Annotated in this window: 1 protein-coding gene and 1 pseudogene; both read right to left on the bottom strand. The window is 75.2% G+C overall.

Annotation, left to right across the window (positions count from 1 at the left end):
• A partial coding sequence (locus ACIQ5Y_RS38730; RefSeq protein WP_403891882.1) for a beta-ketoacyl synthase N-terminal-like domain-containing protein occupies positions 1 to 6818 on the bottom strand: 6818 nt, incomplete at its 3' end.
• Positions 6819 to 6885: 67 nt separating this feature from the next.
• Positions 6886 to 20511 (bottom strand): annotated as a pseudogene (locus ACIQ5Y_RS38725) (SDR family NAD(P)-dependent oxidoreductase); the annotation flags it as partial.
• Positions 20512 to 20534: the final 23 nt, after the last annotated feature.

Below are 20534 nucleotides of genomic sequence, written 5' to 3'. Positions count from 1 at the left end.
AGGGTGAGGTGTTCGGCGAAGACGGGTGAGGTGGTGAGGAGTTCGCGGGCCATGCCGTCCCATTGGGAGCCCTGGCCGGGGAACACGAACACGGTCTTGCCGAGCGGCGTGACCACACCCCGCACCACATCGGCGTGATCGCTTCCGCCGATCAGTGCGTCGAGGGCCGTCTCCAGCCCCGCACGCCCGTCGTGGGTGATCACGGCCCGCCGGTCCTGGAGCGAGCGGCCGCCGGCCAGGACATGGGCCAGTGCGTCGAGTTCGACGTCCGGGTGCGCGCCGACGTACTCCCTCAGCTGCCTGGCCTGGTCCACGAGGGCGGCCTCGTTGTGGCCCGACAGCACCCACGGCGAGGCGACGGCCCCGGCCGGGGCGACTTCGGCCGGGGCGACCTCGGCCGGCTCGATCGGCGGAGCCTCCTCCAGCACCACGTGGGCGTTCGTTCCGCTCATTCCGAAGCCGGAGACCCCGGCGCGGCGCGGCCGGTCGTTCGGCGTCCACTCCCGGGCCTCGGTGAGCAACTCGACGGCGCCGGCGGCCCAGTCGACGTGCGGGGTGGGTTCGTCCACGTGCAGGGTCTTCGGGAGTACGCCGTGGCGCATGGCCTCGACCATCTTGATGATCCCGCCGACTCCGGCGGCGGCCTGGGTGTGCCCGATGTTCGACTTCAACGACCCCAGGTAGAGGGGCTGTTCGGCCGGCCGGTCCTGGCCGTACGTCGCCACGATGGCCTGGGCCTCGATGGGGTCGCCCAGCGTCGTCCCCGTCCCGTGGGCCTCCATCGCGTCCACCTCGGCGGCCGTCAGCCCGGCATCGGCCAGCGCCTGCCGGATCACCCGCTGCTGCGAAGGACCGTTCGGCGCGGTGATCCCGTTGCTGGCACCGTCCTGGTTCGTCGCCGTCCCCCGTACGAGGGCCAGCACCTGGTGCCCGTTGCGCCGGGCGTCCGACAACCGCTCCACCAGCAGCAGGCCGACGCCCTCACCGAAGGCCGTGCCGTCCGCGGCCGCGGCGAAGACCTTGCACCGTGCGTCCCGGGCGAGGCCGCGCTGCCGGCTGAAGCCGATGAAGATGTCCGGATTGGCCAGTACGGTCGCACCGCCCGCCAGCGCCAGGTCGCACTCCCCGCTGCGCAGCGCCTGCACCGCCAGGTGCAGGGCCACCAGGGACGAGGAGCACGCCGTGTCCACCGTCACCGCCGGACCCTCCAGGCCCAGGGTGTACGCGATGCGGCCGGACGCGATGGAGCCGGCGCTGCCGATCCCGAGGTACCCCTCCATGTCGGCCGGGAGCTTCACCCGCGAGCCGTAGTCCGTGTAGACGACCCCGGCGAACACCCCCGTCCGCGACCCCTGAAGGGAGGTGGGGTCGATGCCCGCCCGCTCCAGGGCCTCCCACGCGGTCTCCAGCAGCAGCCGCTGCTGCGGGTCCATGCTCGTCGCCTCGCGCGGGCTGATCCCGAAGAACGCCGGGTCGAACTGGTCGGCATCGTGCAGGAATCCGCCCTCACGGGCGTACGAGGTACCCGGGTGCGCGGGGTCGGGATCGAAGAGCCGGTCCAGGTCCCAGCCCCGGTTCGTCGGGAACGGGGAGATCACGTCGCTCTCCGACGCGACCACCTCCCACAGCTCCTCCGGGGTGCGGACCCCGCCCGGATAGCGGCAGGCCATCGACACGATGGCGATGGGCTCGCCGTCGTGGGCACCCCCGCGGCTCCCGGTTCCGTCCGCGCGCTCCGCCCCGCCGACCAGTTCCGTGCGCAGGTGGGCCGCCAGGGCCCCCGGGGACGGGTGGTCGAAGACCAGGGTGGTGGGCAGCCGCAGCCCGGTCGCCGTGTTCAGCCGGTTGCGCAGCTCGACGGCGGTCAGCGAGTCGAACCCGAGGTCCTTGAAGGCCCGTGAGGCATCGACGGAGTCCCGCGCCGAGTGCCCCAGCACCCCCGCCACCTGCGCCCGCACCAGGTCGAGCAGGGTACGGAGCTGCTCGGCCGGGGCGAGCGCGGCCAGCGTGGACGCCAGGGTCCCGGCGGCCGCGGCCGATCCCGCCGCGGCACCGCGCACGACGTGGACCAGGGAGCCGAGCACGGCCGGGAGCAGAGCCGCCTCGGCCTGTTCCACCAGCGCGGCCCGGCTCAGCCGGGCCGCGACGAGCACGGCGCGGTCCGGGTCGCGGTGGGCGAGGGCCAGCAGTTCGCCGACGTGCCCGTCATGGAAGGGCGCCAGGCCGCGGGAGGCCGGGTCCCGGGTGACGGCACGCGGCCCCCAGGCGATCGACGTACCCGGAAGGCCCAGGGCGCGCCGGTGCAGGACCAGCGCGTCGAGGTGGGCGCCCGCCGCCGCGGCGGCGGCCCGCCCGGTACCGCCGAAGGAGGCGGACACGTCCGGCACCAGAACGGTGAACGAGGCCGTCTCCACGCCCAGCAGCAGCTCGTGGAGGTTCCACGCGGCGTCCGCGGTGGCCCGCAGCCCGGCGTCGAACCGCTCGGGATCGGTGGACAGCAGCACCGTTCCCGGCGTCTCCGGCGCGACGTGGACCACGGCGACCGGCGGCCGCTCGGCGGGCAGCCCGTCGAGGGCCGCGGCGAGGACCTCGCGGTCGGCGGCCGTGCCGTCGGCGATCCGTACGTCGACGCCCTCGGCGGCGTACGCGGCGGCCCAGTCGGTGTCGGCGCCGAGGAGGAGCAGGCTCCGCACGCCCTGGGTCCGGACGAAGTACTCGGCGGCGGCCTGCGCCAGGTCGCCGTCACCGGACAGGACGAGCGTCCCGGCAGCGACCGGGACGGCCGCGGCACCGGGCGTACCGGAATCCTCCGGCAGGGCGGTCGTACCCCGAGTCAGCCGCGGTACGTGCGCCACCCCGTCCCGCAACGCGAGCTGAGGCTCCGCGGTGGCCAGGGCGGAGTCCAGCGCGAGCAGCGACGACGCCTCCCCGTCGAGGTCGAGCACGGTGATCCGGCCCGGGTGCTCGGACTGAGCCGCACGCACCAGACCCCAGATCGAGGCCGGCGCCAGATCCTGTACGTCCTGCGGCCGCGCCGCCACCGCGTGCCGGGTCAGCACCACGAGACGGCTCTCGGCGGCGTCCGGCGAGGCGAGCAGCAGCTGGAGCCGGGGCAGGAGCGAGGCGGCGTCGGGAGCCGTCAGCAGAACCAACTCCGGGGCCACCCCGGCCTCCTCCTCGGGACCGGGCCAGTCGGCCGGCGCCGAGCCGAGCGCCGTTTCGAGCCCCTCGACGGCCGGCCCGTCCACGGTCCAGCCGCCGGAGCGCGCGACCGGCTCGGGCACGGCGTCGAGCCGGGGCCAGTCCAGCCCCAGCAGCCAGTCGGCGCGTCCTGCGGCGGACCGCACCAGGGGCCGCGGTTCGACCCGGTCGACGGTGGCCACGGGCGCGCCCGTCGAGTCGGCGACCCGCAGCGCGTAGCCCTCCCCGCGCGGGGTGAGGACGACGCGCAGGGCCCCGGCACCCACGGCGTGCAGGGCCACCCCCTCCCAGACGGCCGGGACCGCGTCCTCGTCGGAGGCGGTCAGCGCGGCCCGCAGGGCGGCGTCGAGGAGTGCGGGATGCAGTGCGTACCGTCCGGCCTCGCCGGCGATGTCCTCGGGCAGGGCGAACTCGGCGTACCGCGTGCCGTTCGCGATCCGCTCCGGGGGCCAGGAGGCGAGCGTCTGCGGAGCCTCCGCCGCCTTCGCGGCCTCCGGGCGGGATCCGGCGGTCAGCAGCCCGGTCGCCAGCGCCGCCCAGGGACGGTGGAGCGCGTCGTCGTCGGCGCTGTCCTCGTACGGCCTGACGTGCAGACCGAACTCCCGCTCACCGGAGGTGCCGGGGGCCGCGACGGTGAGCTGTACGTCGACCCCGCCGGCCGGGGGCAGCACCACGCCCTCACCGAGCGCGAGCCGGGACACCCCGAGGCCCCCGAGCACGCGGCCGGCCTGGAGGGCGAGCTCGAAGGGGACGGTGCCGTTCAGGGTGCGGTCGTCCAGCCAGGGGTGGGTGTGCGTGGAGATCCGGCCGGTGAGGAGGAGCGCGTCACCGTCGGCCAGGGTGGTGGCGGCGGTCAGCAGGGGGTGCTGCGTGGTGTGCAGGCCGAGGCTCTCGGGATCCCCACCGGTCGCCGCGTCTTCCAGCCAGTAGCGGTGGTGTTGGAAGGGGTAGGTGGGGAGGTTGGGGGGTGTGGTGGTGGGGGTGGTGTGCCAGGTGGTGGGGGTGCCGTGGGTGTGGTGGGTGGCGAGGTTGTGGTGGAAGTGGGTGAGGGTTCCGTGGTCGCGGCGGAGGGTGCCGGTGATGAGGGGTGTGGTGGGTGTGTCGAGGGTTTCGGTGGTGTCTTGGATGGCGGTGGTGAGGGTGGGGTGGGGGCTGGTTTCGATGAAGGTGGTGTGTCCGTCGGTGATGAGTTTTTGGATGGTGGGTTCGAAGAGGACGGGGTTGGCGAGGTTTTCGTACCAGTAGTCGGCGGTGAGGGTGGTGGTGTCGATGAGGCCGCCGTGGAGGGTGGAGTAGAAGGCGATGGTGCTTTTGCGGGGGGTGATGTCGGCGAGGAGTTCTGCCAGTTGGTCTTTGAGGGGGTGGACGTGGGGGGTGTGTGAGGCGTAGTCGACGTCGATGGTGCGGGCGCGGGTGTTGTGGGTGTCGTTGAGGGTGGTGACCAGCTCGTTGAGTTGGGTGGGGTTGCCGGCGATGACGGTGGAGTGGGGGCCGTTGTGGGCGGCGATGTGGAGGTCGGTGTGGTGGGTGAGGTGGGTTCGGGTTTGGTGGGCGGGGAGGGGGATGTGGGCCATGCCTCCGGTGCCGGCGAGGGTGTGGAGGGTGTGGGAGCGGAGGGTGACGATTTTGACGGCGTCGGTGAGGGTGAGGGCGCCGGCGATGTAGGCGGCGGCTATTTCGCCTTGGGAGTGTCCGATGACGGCGTCGGGGTGGATGTCGTGGTGTTGCCAGAGTTTGGCGAGGCTGGTCATGACGGCGAAGAGGGCGGGTTGGATGACGTCGACGCGGGTGGTGGGGGGTGCGTCGGGGTGGTTGTTGAGTACGTCGATGAGGTTCCAGCCGGTGTGGGTTTGGATGGCTTGGGCGGTGAGGGTGAGGTGTTCGGCGAAGACGGGTGAGGTGGTGAGGAGTTCGCGGGCCATGCCGTCCCATTGGGAGCCCTGGCCGGGGAACACGAACACGGTCCTGCCGAGCGGCGTGACCACACCCCGCACCACATCGGGATGCTGCTCGTCGGCGGCGAGTGCGTCGAGGGCCGTCGTCAGGGACTCGCGGCCGTCGTGTGCGACCACCGCGCGGTGGTCCAGGTGGGAACGTCCCGTCGCCAGCACATGGGCCACGGAGCCGAGTTCGAGGTCCGGACGTGCCTCGACGTACTCGCGGAGCCGCTCGGCCTGCTGCCTCAGCGCGTCCTCGCTGTGACCCGACACCACCCACGGCGCCGAACCGCCGTCCGTCCCCCCGGCCGCCGCATCGACGCTCCCGGCCTCCTCCTGCGGCTGCTCCAGGATGACGTGGGCGTTGGTGCCGCTGATGCCGAAGGAGGAGACGGCCGCGCGGCGGGGCCGCCCGTGGTCGGGCCAGGTGGTGTCGTCGGTGAGGAGTTCGACGGCGCCGGCGGTCCAGTCGACGTGCGGGGAGGGCTCGTCCACGTGCAGGGTCTTCGGCAGCAGCCCGTGGCGCATGGCCTCGACCATCTTGATGATCCCGCCGACTCCGGCGGCGGCCTGGGTGTGTCCGATGTTGGACTTCAACGACCCCAGGAGCAGCGGACGGCCCTCGGGCCGGTTCTGGCCGTAGGTGGAGAGGAGGGCCTGGGCCTCGATGGGGTCGCCGAGCCGGGTGCCCGTGCCGTGTGCCTCCACGGCGTCCACCTCGGCCGACGACAGACCGGCATCGGCCAGCGCCTGCCGGATCACCCGCTGCTGCGAGGGACCGTTCGGCGCCGACAGCTGCCCGCTCGTACCGTCCTGGTTGACGGCGGAACCCCGTACGAGGGCCAGCACCTCGTGGCCGTTGCGCACGGCGTCCGACAGCCGCTCCACGAGCAGCAGCCCCACCCCCTCGCCCCAGCCCGTGCCGTCGGCGGCCGCCGCGAACGCCTTGCACCGGCCGTCGGCGGACAGCCCCCGCTGGCGGCTGAACTCCACGAACAGGCCCGGCGAGGCGATGACCGTCGCACCGCCCGCCAGCGCCAGGTCGCACTCGCCGCCGCGCAGCGCCTGCACCGCCAGGTGCAGCGCCACCAGGGACGAGGAGCACGCCGTGTCCACCGTCACCGCCGGACCCTCCAGGCCGAAGGTGTACGACAGCCGGCCCGAGGCGATGGAGCCGGCGCTGCCGGTGCCGATGTACCCCTCCAGCCCGTCCGGGGCCTTCCGGATCCGGCCGCCGTAGTCCCCGTACATCACCCCAGCGAAGACCCCCGTGCGCGAGCCGCGCAGCGTGCGGGCGTCGATCCCGGCCCGCTCGAAGGTCTCCCACGCCGTCTCCAGCAGCAGCCGCTGCTGCGGGTCGATGGCGACGGCCTCGCGCGGGCTGATCCCGAAGAAGGCGGGGTCGAACTGGTCGGCGTCGTGCAGGAATCCGCCCTCACGGGCGTAGGACTTGCCCGTCCGCTCCGGATCGGGGTCGTACAGGGCGGCCGTGTCCCAGCCGCGGTTCTCCGGGAAGGGCGAGATGGCGTCCGTACCGGAGGAGACGATCCGCCACAGGTCCTCCGGCGAGCGCACGCCGCCCGGGTAGCGGCAGGCCATGCCGACGATGGCGATCGGCTCGTGCCGCTCCGCCTCGGCGCGGCTCAGCTGCTCCCGCGTCTCCAACAGGTCGGCGGTCACGCGCTTGAGGTAGTCGCGGAGCTTGTCCTCGTTCGTCATGCGACGTCAACTCTCCTCTTGTTGCTGGTCACTCGGAGCCGAGGCCGCCGTCGATGAGCCGGAAGAGCTCGTCGTCGGAGGCGTCGTCGAGAAGTACGGTCGTGTTCGGTTCCCCGGGGGCCTCGTCGCGCGGACGGAGCCGGCCCAGCACCGCCGTGAGGCGGTCGGTGATCCGGGCGAGCGCCTCGTCGTCCAGGTCGGCGCCGTCGAAGGACGCCTCCAATTCGGCGATCCGCGCGAGGGCCGCCGCGGCCCCACCGGGCAGGCGCGGCGCGAGGGCGGCCAGCAGGTGTGCGGCGAGGGCGCTCGCCGTCGGCTGGTCGAAGAGCAGTGTGGTCGGCAGGCGCAGGTCCGTCTCGGCACCGAGCCGGTTGCGCAGTTCCACGGCGGTGAGCGAGTCGAAGCCCAGGTCGAGCAGCCCCCGGTCGACGGGGACCGGGTGGTGCGGCGGGTGGCCGAGGACCTCGGCGACCGTCGCCCGTACCAGGTCCAGCGCGATCCGGTGCCGGTCCGCCGGCGCAGCCTCGGCCAGCTTCCGTATCCACGGGGCCCCGGCCTCCCGCGCCGGAGCCGCCGCCTCCGCGGCAGCCGGGGGTGCGGGAACCGGTACGAGATCCCGCAGCACCGCCGGGATCCGCTCCCGGTCGCCGGACAGCCGCAGCGCGGTGGTGTCCAGCCGGACGGGGGCCACCACGGGCAGACCCGCACCCAGCGCGCTGTCGAACAGGTGGAGGCCCTGGGCGGTGGTGAGCGGGGCGACGCCCGTGCGGGTGATCCGGGCCAGGTCGGCGGCGCCGAGGGCGCCGCCCATGCCGGTTTCGGTGTCCCACAGGCCCCAGGCGAGGGAGGCCGCGGGCAGCCCGCTCGACCGCCGGTGCTGGGCGAGGGCGTCCAGGTAGGTGTTGGCGGCGGCGTAGTTGGCCTGCCCCGGATTGCCGAGGAGACCGGCGACGGAGGAGAAGAGGACGAACGCGTCCAGCTCCAGGCCCCGTTCCACGGTCAGCTCGTGCAGGTGCCGGGCCCCGTCGGCCTTCGGCCCCCGGACCGCCGCCAGATCGGACTCGGTGAGCGAGTCCAGGGTGCCGTCGCGGGTCACACCGGCCGCGTGGACCACGGCCGTCAGCGGCCGGTCGGCGGGGATCCCGTCGAGGAGGGCGGCCAGCGCCCCGCGGTCCGTGGTGTCGCAGGCCGTGAGGAGGACCTCCTCCGCGCCGAGCTCGGTGAGCCGCTCGGCGAGTTCCCGGGCGCCGGGCGCGTCGGGACCGCGGCGACCGGTCAGGTGGAGCCGGCGGATCCCGTGGCGGGTGACGAGGTGCTCGGCGACCAGTGCGCCCAGCGCCCCCGTCGCCCCGGTGAGCAGGACCGTACCGTCCGTACGCAGCGGCGTACCCGCCTCGGCCCCGCCGTCCGCGGGCGCGGGCACCGCCGCCAGGCGGGGTGCGTAGGCCCTGCCCTCCCGCAGCGCGAGCTGCGGCTCGCCCGAGGCCAGCGCCCGGCCGAGCGAGGCCCACGACGCCTCGGCGCCGTCGGAGTCCACCAGGACGAACCGGCCGGGGAGTTCGCTCTGCGCCGTACGGACCAGCCCCCACAGCGGGGACTGCTCCAGCGCGCCGACCCCCTCCTCCCCGACGGCGAGCGCGCCCCGGGTCAGCACGACGAGCCGCGCCGCCGAGGAACGCGCGTCCGCGGGCCAGGCCCGCAGCAGCTCCAGGACGCCGTACGCGGACACCGGGCGGCCGCCCTGGCCCGCGTCCAGCACCACGTACGGGCTGTCCGCGCCGGACTCCTCGTGGAAGGCCCATTCGGCGGGCGACGCGGCACCCGCCGACGGGGCCCACTCCACCCGGTACAGCCCGCCCCCACGGGCCGGACGGCCCGCGACCAGCCGGCCGGGGTCGCCCTCGCGCACGGTCAACCCCTGCGCGGACAGCACCGGAACGCCCTCCCCGTCGGTCAGCAGGAGCGCGACCCGGTCCGGCCCCGAGGGGGCCAGCCGCACCCGCAGCGGCCCGCGCGCCGAGCCGTCGTGGGCGTGCACGCCGCTCCACGCGAACGGCACCCGCAGTCCACCGCCCTCCCCGCGCCCCTCCAGGGCCAGGGGGTGCAGTGCGGCGTCGAGGAGCGCCGGATGGAGCACGTGACCCCCGCCCGGTCCGTCCTGCGTACCCGCGGGCGGTGCCAGCTCGGCGTACCAGGTGCCGTCGTGGCGCCAGGCCGCGCGCAGCGCCCGGAACGCGGGGCCGTACCCGTACCCGAGAGCGGCGAGATCCTCGTACGCGGACGAGACGTCGACCGCAACCGCGCCGGGCGGCGGCCAGGCCCCGGACAGCTCCGCCGCCGGCTCCTCGGCCGGGGGCCCGGACACCGCCAGGGTGCCCGAGGCGTGCTCGGTCCACCCGGCGTCCGTGCCGTCCTCCCGGGCGTGGACCACCACCGGGCGGCTGCCGTCGGCAGTGGCCGCGCCGACGGTGACCTGGAGCTGCGCGCCACCCTCCGGTTCGAGCAACAGCGGCGCCTGCAAGGTCAGTTCGGCCACCACGGGAGTGCCGGCCCGCCGGCCCGCGTGCAGGGCCAGGTCCAGCAGGGCCGCACCCGGGACGACCACGGTGCCCAGCAGGGCGTGGTCGGCGAGCCAGGGCTGCGTCCGCGGGGACAGCAGTCCCGTGTGCACGGTGCCCGAGCCGTCCGCGAGTTCGACGGCGGCCCCCAGCAGCGGGTGCGAGGAGGCGTCGAGACCGGCTCCGCCGAGGTCCCCGCGCGGCCGCGACGGTACGTCCAGCCAGTAGCGCTCCCGCTGGAAGGGATACGTGGGAAGGCCGGGAACGCCGGCCGTGGCCGGGCCGGAGGCGCCGAAGACGGCGGCCCAGTCGACGGCCGCGCCACCGGCCCACAGGCCGCCCAGCGCCTCGGCCACGGAGGCGGACTCGGTCCGGTCCCGGCGCAGCGCCGCGACCGGACGCACGTCGGTCAGCGTGTCGGCGGCCATCGTGGACAGCACGGCGTCCGGACCCAGTTCGAGGAAGAGCTCCGCGCCCTCCTCGCGCAGGGTGCGCAGGACGTCGGCGAAGCGCACCGTGCCGCGCAGGTGCCGGGCCCAGTAGTCGGGCGAGGCGAGTTCCTCCGCGGTCGCGACGCGGCCCGTCAGGTCGGAGACCAGGGGGATGAGGGGAGGGTGGAAGGCGAGGCCGGCGACGACCTCCCGGAACTCATCCAGCACCGGATCCATGAGCGGCGAATGGAAGGCGTGGCTGACCGTCAGCCACCTGGTCTTCGCCCCGAGCTCCGCCGCCCGGGCGGCGATCTCCCGTACGGCGTCCTCGGCACCCGAGACCACGATGGCGCGCGGGCCGTTGACCGCGGCCAGCGAGGCCGTGGCCTCGTGTCCGGCCAGCAGGGCAGTCGCCAACTGCTCGTCGAGGGACAGGGCCACCATCGCGCCGCCCGGCGGCACCGCCTGCATGAGCCGGCCGCGGGCCGTGATCAGGGCGGCCGCGTCCTCCAGGGTCAGCACCCCCGCGGCGTGGGCGGCGGCCACCGAGCCGATGGAGTGCCCCGCGACCAGGTCGGGAGCCAGGCCCCAGGAGGTCACCAGCCGGTAGAGGGCCGTCTCCAGCGCGAACAGGGCGGGCTGGGTGTAGCCGGTCCACCCGAGCGGTTCGGGGTCGTCCCCGAAGACGACGTCCCGCAGGGGCCGGTCGAGGTGCGGATCGAGGGCCGCGACGGCGGCGTCGAAGGCCCGGGCGAACACCGGCTGCGTCTCGTACAGTTCGCGGCCCATTCCGAGCCGCTGGCTGCCCTGTCCGGTGAACAGGAACGCGGAGCGCGGCGGATCGGCGGGCGCCGTCCCGACGGCGGCACGGCTCCCGTCGCCCTCGGCCAGCCGGCCCAGCGCCGCCATCGCCTCGTCCCGGCCGGCCGCGGCGAACGCGGCGCGGTGCTCCAGGGCGCCGCGTCCCGTGGCGAGGGCGCGGGCGACGGCGGCCGGAGCGGCCTCGGGCCCGGCCTCCGGGTGTTCGGACGGGTGCGTGGACGGGTGCGCGGGCAGGTGCTCGGACGCGAACGCGGACGGGTGTGCCGACAGGTACGCGTGCAGTTGCCCGGCCCGGGCCCGCAGCGCCTCGGGCGTGTGCCCGGACAGCACCCACGGCAGGGAGCGGTCGACCGTCGTGTCCCGGGCCGGCCTGCGGTCGGGGAGGGCGGCGTCGGCGACCGGGTCCGGTACGTGCTCCAGCACCACGTGGGCGTTGGTGCCGCTGATGCCGAAGGAGGACACGGCGGCCCGCCTCGGGCGGTCGTGCTCCGGCCACGGCACGGAATCCGTCAGCAGCTCCACCGCCCCCGCCGACCAGTCGACGTGCGGGGACGGCGCGTCGACGTGCAGGCTGCGGGGGAGCACCCCGTGCCGCATCGACAGCACGGTCTTGATCACCCCGGCGACGCCGGCGGCGGCCTGGGTGTGCCCGATGTTGGACTTGACCGAGCCGAGGAGCAGCGGCTGCCCGGAGGGCCGTTCGGCGCCGTACACCGCGAGGAGGGCCTGGGCCTCGATCGGGTCGCCGAGCCGGGTTCCCGTCCCGTGCGCCTCGACGGCGTCGACCTCGGCGGCCGAGACCCCGGCCGCCGCCAGGGCCTGGCGGATGACCCGCTGCTGCGCGGGCCCGTTCGGCGCCGTCAGGCCGTTGCTGGCGCCGTCCTGGTTGACGGCCGTACCGCTCACCAGGGCGAGGACCCGGTGCCCGTTGCGCCGGGCGTCCGAGAGGCGTTCCACCAGCAGCAGACCGGCGCCCTCGCCCCAGCCCGTGCCGTCGGCGGCCGCCGCGAAGGGCTTGCACCGGCCGTCGGCGGCCAGTCCCCGCTGCCGGCTGAACTCCACGAAGGTCGCGGGGCTCGCCATCACGGTGACCCCGCCGGCCAGCGCGAGATCGCATTCGCCGCTGCGCAGCGACTGGGCCGCCAGGTGCAGGGCGACCAGGGATGAGGAGCAGGCCGTGTCCACGGTCACCGCCGGCCCCTCCAGGCCGAAGGTGTAGGCCACCCGGCCCGAGGCGACGCTGCCCGCGCTGCCGCTGACCAGATAGCCCTCGAAGCCCTCGGGGGCGTTCTCGCCCTGGTGCAGCCGGGCACCGTAGTCGTTGTACATGACGCCCGCGAACACCCCCGTCCGGCTGCCGCGCAGCCCCTCTGGGTCGATACCGGCCCGCTCGAAGGCCTCCCACGCCGTTTCCAGCAGCAGCCGCTGCTGCGGGTCGGTGGTCAGCGCCTCCCTCGGGCTCATCCCGAAGAAGGTCGGGTCGAACTCGGCCGCCCCGTGCAGGAATCCGCCTTCACGGGCGTACGAGGTGCCCGGCGCGCTTCCCTCCGGGTCGTAGAGCGCGGACAGGTCCCAGCCGCGGTCGGTGGGGAAGCCCGTGACGGCGTCGGTCCCGTCGGAGACGAGCCTCCACAGGTCCTCGGGGGACTCCACCCCGCCCGGGAACCGGCAGGCCATCGACACGATGGCGATCGGGTCCTCGCCGGGCAGCGCACCCGGCACCGGACCGGGCAGGGCCCTACCGGTCTCGCCCGCCGCACCTCGCGGTGCGCCCCGCAACTCGGTGAGCAGCCGTCCGGCCAACGAGGCGGGCGTCGGGTGGTCGAAGACGAGGGTCGTCGGCAGCCGCAGCCCGGTCGCCGTACCCAGCCGGTTGCGCAGGTCGACGGCGGCCAGGGAGTCGAAGCCCAGGTCGGTGAAGGCCCGCCCCGCCGGGACGGCGTCCCCGCCCGAGTGCCCCAGCACCGTCGCGGCCGTGGACCGGACCAGGGCCAGCAGCTCCCGCTCGGCGTCCTGCGCGGTGATCCCGGACAGCCGCGCCGCGAGATCCCCGGCGGCCGCGGGCGCGCCCGGGGCGGCGGCACGCCGCCGGCTGCCCCGCACCAGGGAACGCAGCGGAGCCGGGACCTCCGCTCCCGCCGCCTCCAGCGCCGGGAACGCGAAGCGGGATGCCACGAGCAGCGGCTCCCGTGACAGGAGGGCCGCATCGAACAGGCCGAGGCCCTGGGCGGTGCTCAGGGGGGCGATGCCGGTGCGGGCGATACGGGCGACATCGGCCGCGGCGAGCTCGCCGCCCATCCCCGTGCCCGTGTCCCACAGACCCCAGGCGAGCGAGGTCGCCGCCGACCCGAGTGCCCGCCGGTGCTGCGCCAGGGCGTCCAAGTACGTGTTGGCTGCCGCGTAGTTGGCCTGCCCGGCGGTGCCGGTCACCCCGGAGACGGAGGAGAACAGGACGAACGCGTCCAGCTCCAGGCCCCGTTCCGCGGTCAGCTCGTGCAGCAGCGAGGCCGCGTCCGCCTTCGGCCGCAGTACGGACTCCAGCCGGGCGGGGGTGAGTTCCTCCACGATCCCGTCGTCGAGCACTCCGGCCGCGTGCACGACCGCCGTCAGGGGGCGGTCGGCGGGGACGGAGTCGAGGAGGGCGGCCAGTGCCTCGCGGTCCGCGGTGTCGCAGGCCGCGAGGGTGACCTCCTCGGCGCCGAGCGCGGTGAGCCGGTCGGCCAGCTCCGCCGCCCCCGGCGCCGCCGGACCCCGCCGGCTCGCCAGCAGCAGACCGCGGATCCCGTGACGGGTGACGAGGTGCTCGGCGACCAGTGCGCCCAGCGCGCCGGTCGCCCCCGTGACCAGGACCGTTCCGTCCGTCCGCCACGGGCCCGCGGCGCCGGCCGGGGCCTCGGACACCGGCGGCGGCACGGGCGACAGCCGTGGCACGAGGACCGTGCCGCCGCGCACCGCGAGCTGCGGCTCGTCCGTACCGAGCGCCTGCTCCAGCACCGCCGACGGGGCGTCGCCACCGTCCGTGTCCACCAGCACGAACCGCCCGGGGTGCTCGCTCAGCGCCGTACGCACCAGCCCCCACACCGCCGCCGCCGACAGCCCCGGCAGCCGCTCGCCCTCGCGCGCCGCGACCGCGCCCCGCGTGATCAGCGCGAGTCGCGCACCGGCCGGCCGGTCCGACCCGAGCCAGTCCTGTACGAGCTCCAGCGCCGTGCGGGCCGCCTCGGCCGGGCTCCCGTCCGAGCCGACGTACGCCCGTACGGTCGCGGCGGCGCGGTCCGGGTCCGGTACGGCGGAGGTGCTCACGGGCCGCCACCCGACCGTGTACAGCGGCACCGCCGCCACGGCCGGAGCCCCGTCGAGGGCCCCCTCGGGCAGCGGCCTCAGCACCAGGGCCTCGGCGGAGGCCACCAGGGCGCCGGCGGGATCCGTGCACACCACCGACACCGCGCCGCCGGCCCCCGCATCCGCCGGAGCCAGCCGCACCCGCAGGGCCGTGGCCCCGGTGGCGTGCAACCGCAGTCCCGTCCAGGAGAACGGCAGCACCACCGCGTCGGAGTCCTCGTCCCGCACGGGGAGCAGATGCAGCGCCGCGTCGAGCAGCGCGGGATGAAGACCGAACGAACCACCCGTGGCGGCGAGTCCATCCGGCAGGCGTATCTCGGCGAACAAGGTGTCGCCGGACCGCCAGGCGGCCGTCACATTGCGGAAGGCGGGCCCGTAGCCGTACCCGAGCGCGGCCAGCCGGGCGTACACCCGGTCCACATCGAGCGCCGTGGCGTCGGCGGGCGGCCGGTCACCACCGGGGGCGGGCCCTGCGTCGCGGGTCGTCTCGGGGGCGAGCGCGCCCGAGGCGTGGCGCACCCACGGCGTGTCCTCGGAGGTGCGGGCGTGCACGGCGAACGGGCGGCGGCCGTCGGCGCCCGGGGCCTCCACCGTCAGTTGCAGCGCGACGGCACCGGAGGCCGGAAGCAACAGGGCCGCCTCCAGGGTGAGATCGTCCACCACCGGGGTGCCCGCCCGCTCGCCGGCCTCGAGGGCCAACTCTGCGAACACGCTGCCCGGGACGAGCGGGACCTCGCCGACGGCGTGGTCCGCGAGCCACGGGATGAGACCGAGCCCGAGGGATCCCGAGAACAACAGGCCGCGCCCATCGGCGAGTTCGACGGGAGTGCCCAGCAGGCGGGGCTCCCCGGCCGGGTCGGCCTCCATCCAGAACCGTTCCCGCTGGAAGGGATAGGTGGGCAGGTCACGGGCGCCGCGCACCGCGACACGGCCGGCGGGGGAGACGCCTCTTCCGATGGAGGCCGCGCCCACCACGTGTGCCGTGGCCAGAACCGTCAGGAACGTCTCCGCCTCGCTCCGGCCCCGCCGCAGCACCGGCACGGTGCCGGAGGTCAGCGAGGTGAGCACGGCGTCGGGGCCGACCTCGATGCGGAACGGGGCGCCCAGGTCGTCCAGGGTCCGGACGGCGTCGTGGTAGCGGACGGTCTCGCGGATGTGGCGGGTCCAGTAGTCGGGGGAGGTGACCTCTTCGGTCGTCGCGAGTCGGCCGGTGAGGGTGGAGACGATGGGTATGCGGGGCGGGTGGTAGGCGAGGCCGGCCGCGACGGTGCGGAACTCCTCAAGGGCCGGGTCCATCAGGGGTGAGTGGAAGGCGTGGCTGACGGTGAGGTTTCGGGTCCGGCGGCCCAGTGCGGTGAAGTGCGCTGCGATACGGGCGACTTCGTCCTCATCGCCCGAAACGACCACTGCCTCGGGTCCGTTGACGGCGGCCAGTGAGACCCGCTCGGTGAGCAGGGGCAGTACTTCCTCTTCGCCGGCTTCGAGGGCGGTCATGGCTCCGCCGGTGGGCAGGTTGCCCATGAGGCGTCCGCGGGCGGCGACGAGTCGGGCGGCGTCGTCCAGGTCCAGTACGCCGGCCATGTGCGCGGCCGCGAACTCGCCGATCGAGTGCCCGACGAGCTGAGCGGGGACGACGCCCCGGGACTCCAGGAGCCTGAACAGCGCGGTTTCCAGGGCGAAGATCGCCGGCTGGGTGTACTCGGTGCGGTTGAGGAGGGCGGGGTCGTCGGAGAAGACGACCTCGCGCAGCGGGCGGTCCAGATGTGGATCGAGTGCGGCACAGACGGCGTCGAAGGCCTCGGCGAACTCGTCGTACGTCTCGTGGAGTTCGCGACCCATTCCGGCGCGCTGACTGCCCTGGCCGGTGAAGACGAGGGCCGTGCCCGCGCCACCGGCGGCCACTCCACCGACGAGCGCGGGGTGCTCCCGTCCGCCGGCCAGCGCGGCGAGTGCGTCGAGCCCCGTCTGCGGAGCTCCGGCGATCACCACCGCGCGGTGGGCCAGTTGCGCCCGACCCGCGGCGAGCGTACGCGCGGTCGTGTCCCACGCCTCGGGGTGCGTGCCGAGGTACGCGACCAGCTGCGCGGCCTGGGCCCGCAGGGCCTCGGGACTCTGCCCGGAGAGGGGCAGGAGCAGCGGACCGGTGGGGTCGGCGGGCTCGGCGGCAGTGGATTCGGTCTCCTCCTGCGGCTGTTCCAGGATGACGTGGGCGTTGGTGCCGCTGATGCCGAAGGAGGAGACGGCCGCGCGGCGGGGGCGCCCGTGGTCGGGCCAGGTGGTGTCGTCGGTGAGGAGTTCGACGGCGCCGGCGGTCCAGTCGACGTGCGGGGAGGGCTCGTCCACGTGCAGGGTCTTCGGGAGTACGCCGTGGCGCATGGCCTCGACCATCTTGATGATCCCGCCGACTCCGGCGGCGGCCTGGGTGTGTCCGATGTTGGACTTCAACGACCCTAGGTAGAGGGGCTGTTCGGTGGGCCGGTCCTGGCCGTAGGTGGAGAGGAGGGCCTGTGCCTCGATGGGGTCGCCGAGCCGGGTGCCCGTGCCGTGGGCCTCCACGGCGTCCACCTCGGCCGACGACAGCCCGGCGTTCGCGAGGGCCTGTCGGATCACCCGTTCCTGGGACGGCCCGTTGGGCGCGGTGAGTCCGTTGCTGGCGCCGTCCTGGTTGACGGCGGAGCCGCGTACGACGGCCAGGACCTCGTGCCCGTTGCGGCGCGCGTCCGACAGGCGCTCCACGAGCAGCAGACCGACCCCCTCCGACCAGCCGGTGCCCCCGGCCGAAGCCGCGAAGGACCTGCACCGTCCGTCGGCCGACAGTCCGCGCTGGCGGCTGAACTCCACGAAGGTGTCCGGGCGCGCCATGACGGTCACCCCGCCGGCGAGCGCCAGGTCGCATTCGCCCTGGCGGAGCGCCTGCGCCGCCAGGTGCAGGGCGACCAGGGAGGAGGAGCAGGCGGTGTCCACGGTGACGGCCGGCCCCTCCAGGCCGAAGGAGTACGCGAGGCGCCCGGAGACGACACTCGCCGTGTTGCCGGTGAGGACGTACCCCTCCAGGTCGTCGGGGGTCCGTGCGAGCCGGGAGCTGTAGTCGTTGTACATGACCCCGGCGAACACACCGGTCCGGCTGCCCCGGACCGAGCCCGCGTCGATCCCGGCCCGCTCGAAGGTCTCCCACGCGGTCTCCAGCAGCAGCCGCTGCTGCGGGTCGATGGCGACGGCCTCGCGCGGGCTGATCCCGAAGAACTCGGCGTCGAACTCGGCCGCCCCGTAGAGGAATCCGCCCTCACGGGTGTACGAGGTGCCGAGGTGGTCGGGGTCCGGGTCGTAGAGCCCGGCCAGGTCCCAGCCCCGGTCGGAGGGGAAGGGGCCGATGGCGTCGGTGCCGTCGGCGACGAGCCGCCACAGGTCCGCGGGAGAGGCCACACCGCCCGGGTAGCGGCAGGCCATCCCCACGATCACCACCGGGTCGTCGTCCGTCCGCACGGCCGCCCCCGTCGGACCGTGGTCGTCATCGGGGGTGCGGGAGCCGCCCGGCAGCAGCGTCTCCAGGTACGCGGTGAGCGCTTCGGGGGAGGGGTGGTCGAAGACGGCCGTCGCCGGGATCCGCAGCCCTGTCGAGGCCCCCAGCCGGTTGCGCAGCTCGACACCCGTCAGGGAGTCGAAACCGAGGTCGCGGAACGCCCGGGTGGCGTCGATCGCGACGCCCGCGGTGTGTCCCAGCACCGTCGCGACGGTCGTTCGGACCAGCTCGGCGACGGCGCGGCCGCGCTCCGGCGCGGGCAGCCCACCCGTCCGCCGGGCCCACGAGTCGTCCGACGCGGCCCCCGTACCGCCGCCGGCCGCGGCCCGCCGCAGGGCGGTGCGCACCAGGTGCCGCAGGGGCGCGGGAAGCGGCCCGGCCGCAGCCCGGTCCCGCAGGGCCGCGAGGTCCAGCCGTACGGCAACCACCGGGCCCGCGGGCCCGGTCAGGGCCTCGTCCAGCAGGGCGAGGGACTCGTCGGCGGTCAGCGGGGCGAAGCCCGACCGCGACCAGCGGGCCCGTTCGGCGTCACCCAGACCCCCCGCCATACCGTCCTCGGTGTCCCACAGGCCCCAGGCGAGCGACAGCGCCGGCAGCCCGTCGGCCCGCCGGTGCGCGGCGAGGGAGTCCAGCACGGAGTTCGCGGCGGCGTAGTTGGCCTGGCCCGCCGTGCCGGCCAGCGCGCTGACCGAGGAGAACAGCACGAAGGCGGCGAGGTCGAGATCCCGCGTCAGTGTGTGCAGGTGCCAGGCGGCATCGGCCTTCGACCGCAGCACGCCGTCGAGGCGCTCGCCGGTCAGGCCGTCCACGGTGCCGTCGTCGAGCGCACCCGCGAGGTGGAAGACGGCGCCGAGCGGATGCTCGGACGGTACGGAGGCCAGGACCCGGACGAGTTCGTCGTGATCGGAGGCGTCCCCCGAGGCGAAGGTCACCGTCGCACCCGAACGGGCGAGGAGGGCGCTGAGCTCCTCCGCACCGGGTGCCCGCGCCCCGGACCGGCTGAGGAGCAGCAAATGCCGTACCCCGTGCCGCTCCACGAGATGGCGGGCCAGCCTGCGGCCCAGGGATCCGGTGCCTCCCGTCACGAGGACGGTACGGTCACCGACGTCGAGGCCGGGGCCCGCTTCGTCGTCCGCGGGGGGCTCGACGCGCACCAGACGCGGGGCGAGCAAACCTCCGCCCCGCTGGGCCAGTTGCGGTTCGGTGAGGGCCAGGGCGGCGAGAGCCTCCAGCCCGAAGCCACCGTCCCCGGTGCCTTCCGCGTCGCCGTCCGCGTCGCCGTCCGCGTCGATGTCCGCGACCGCGAACCGGTCCGGGTGCTCGGACTGCGCCGAGCGCACGAGCCCCCACACCGCCGCCGCCCACGGGTCCGCCACCGCGTCCCCGGCCGCGGCCGCGATCGCACCCCGGGTGAGGAACAGCAGCCGAGACTCCCGGAAGCGTTCGTCGGCCAGCCACGTGCGCACCTGCACCAAGGCCTGTGCCGCGGCGCCCCGCCCAGCCGGCACGTGCACGGCGACGACCCGGGGTACGGAATCCGCCGCGACGCCCGCCAACTCCGCGACCGCGTCGACCAGCACGGCGGACACCGCGTCCCGCGCCGCCACCGCGACCGGCTCCCACACCACGCGGTGCAGGTCACGGGCCCGCCCGGCGCCGCTCCGCGCGAGCCGCGCCGGATCCACGGGCAGCAGCGCGAGCGCCTCGGCGGACACGACGGGCCGCCCCTCCGCGTCCACCGCCGACAACCGGCCCTCCGCCCAGCGCACGCGCAGCACGGTCGCCCCGGTTGCGTGCAGTTCCACACCGGACCAGGCGAAGGGCAACGGCAGCCCCGCCTCCCCGTCGCCGGCCGCCTCGGCCACCGGGACGTGCAGCGCCGCGTCGAGCAGCGCCGGGTGCAGGACGAAACCCTCCGCGTCCGACCCGGAGACGGCGTCCTGCGGGAGCTCCAGCTCGGCGAAGGACGCTTCACCGAGGCGCCAGGCACGCCGTACTCCACGGAACGCGGGGCCGTAGGCGTAACCGAGGGAGGCGAGCCCCTCGTACAGCGCGTCGCCGTCCACCGCCCGCGCACCCGGAGGCGGCCAGGGCTCGGCCCACGGCCCGTCCTCCAGGCCATCGGCCGTGCCCGCGACGGACGGGGCCAGCAGGCCGGAGGCGTGCCGGACCCACCCGTCGGAGTCCGCGTCGGCGTCGACCGGGCGGGTGTGGACGGAGACGGTACGCGCCGCCCCCTCACCGGGAGCGCCGACCGTGACCTGGAGCCGGACGGGCTCCTCGCCGGACAGCAGGAGCGGCGTTTCCAGGGTCAGTTCCTCGAGCCGGGACACCCCGGCGTGCGCACCTGCCGTCAGCGCGAGGTCGACGAACGCCGTCCCCGGCAGCAGCACCCGGCCGGCGATGCGGTGATCCGCCAGCCAGGGCTGCGAGGCCGGCGACAACACGCCGGTCAGCACCAGGCCGCCGTCCTCGGCGAGTTCGATGAGGCCGGGGAGGAAAGGGTGACCGGCAGCCCGGAGACCGAGCGGCTCGGGACCGGTCGACACCTCGCGGGACACCAGCCAGTGGCGCCGGCGCTGGAAGGGGTAGGTGGGAAGATCGGCGGCCGGGCGGGTGCCGGGGTACAGCGCGGCCCAGTCCACCACGGTGCCGGCAGCGTGGGCGCCCGCCACCGCGGTGAGCAGGGTCTGCGCCTCGGGCCGGTTCCTGCGCAGTGAGGGAAGGGCTCCTGGGGTGACCGCGCTGAGAGCGGCGTCCGGACCCAGCTCCACCAGGACCGTGGCGCCGAGGCCCAGGGCGGTCCGGACGGCGTCGTGGTAGCGGACGGTCTCGCGGATGTGGCGGGTCCAGTAGTCGGGGGAGCCGAGTTCTTCGGCCGTCGCGAGTCGGCCGGTGAGAGTGGAGAGGATCGGTATGCGGGGCGGGTGGTAGGTGAGGTCGGCCGCGACGGCGTGGAATTCCTCCAGGGCGGGGTCCATCAGGGGTGAGTGGAAGGCGTGGC

The sequence above is a fragment of the Streptomyces sp. NPDC096339 genome (genome assembly GCF_044762985.1).
GTDB lineage: Bacteria > Actinomycetota > Actinomycetes > Streptomycetales > Streptomycetaceae > Streptomyces.
The sequence above is the reverse complement of the archived record's forward strand: the minus strand, read 5'-3'. Positions and strand labels throughout refer to the sequence as shown.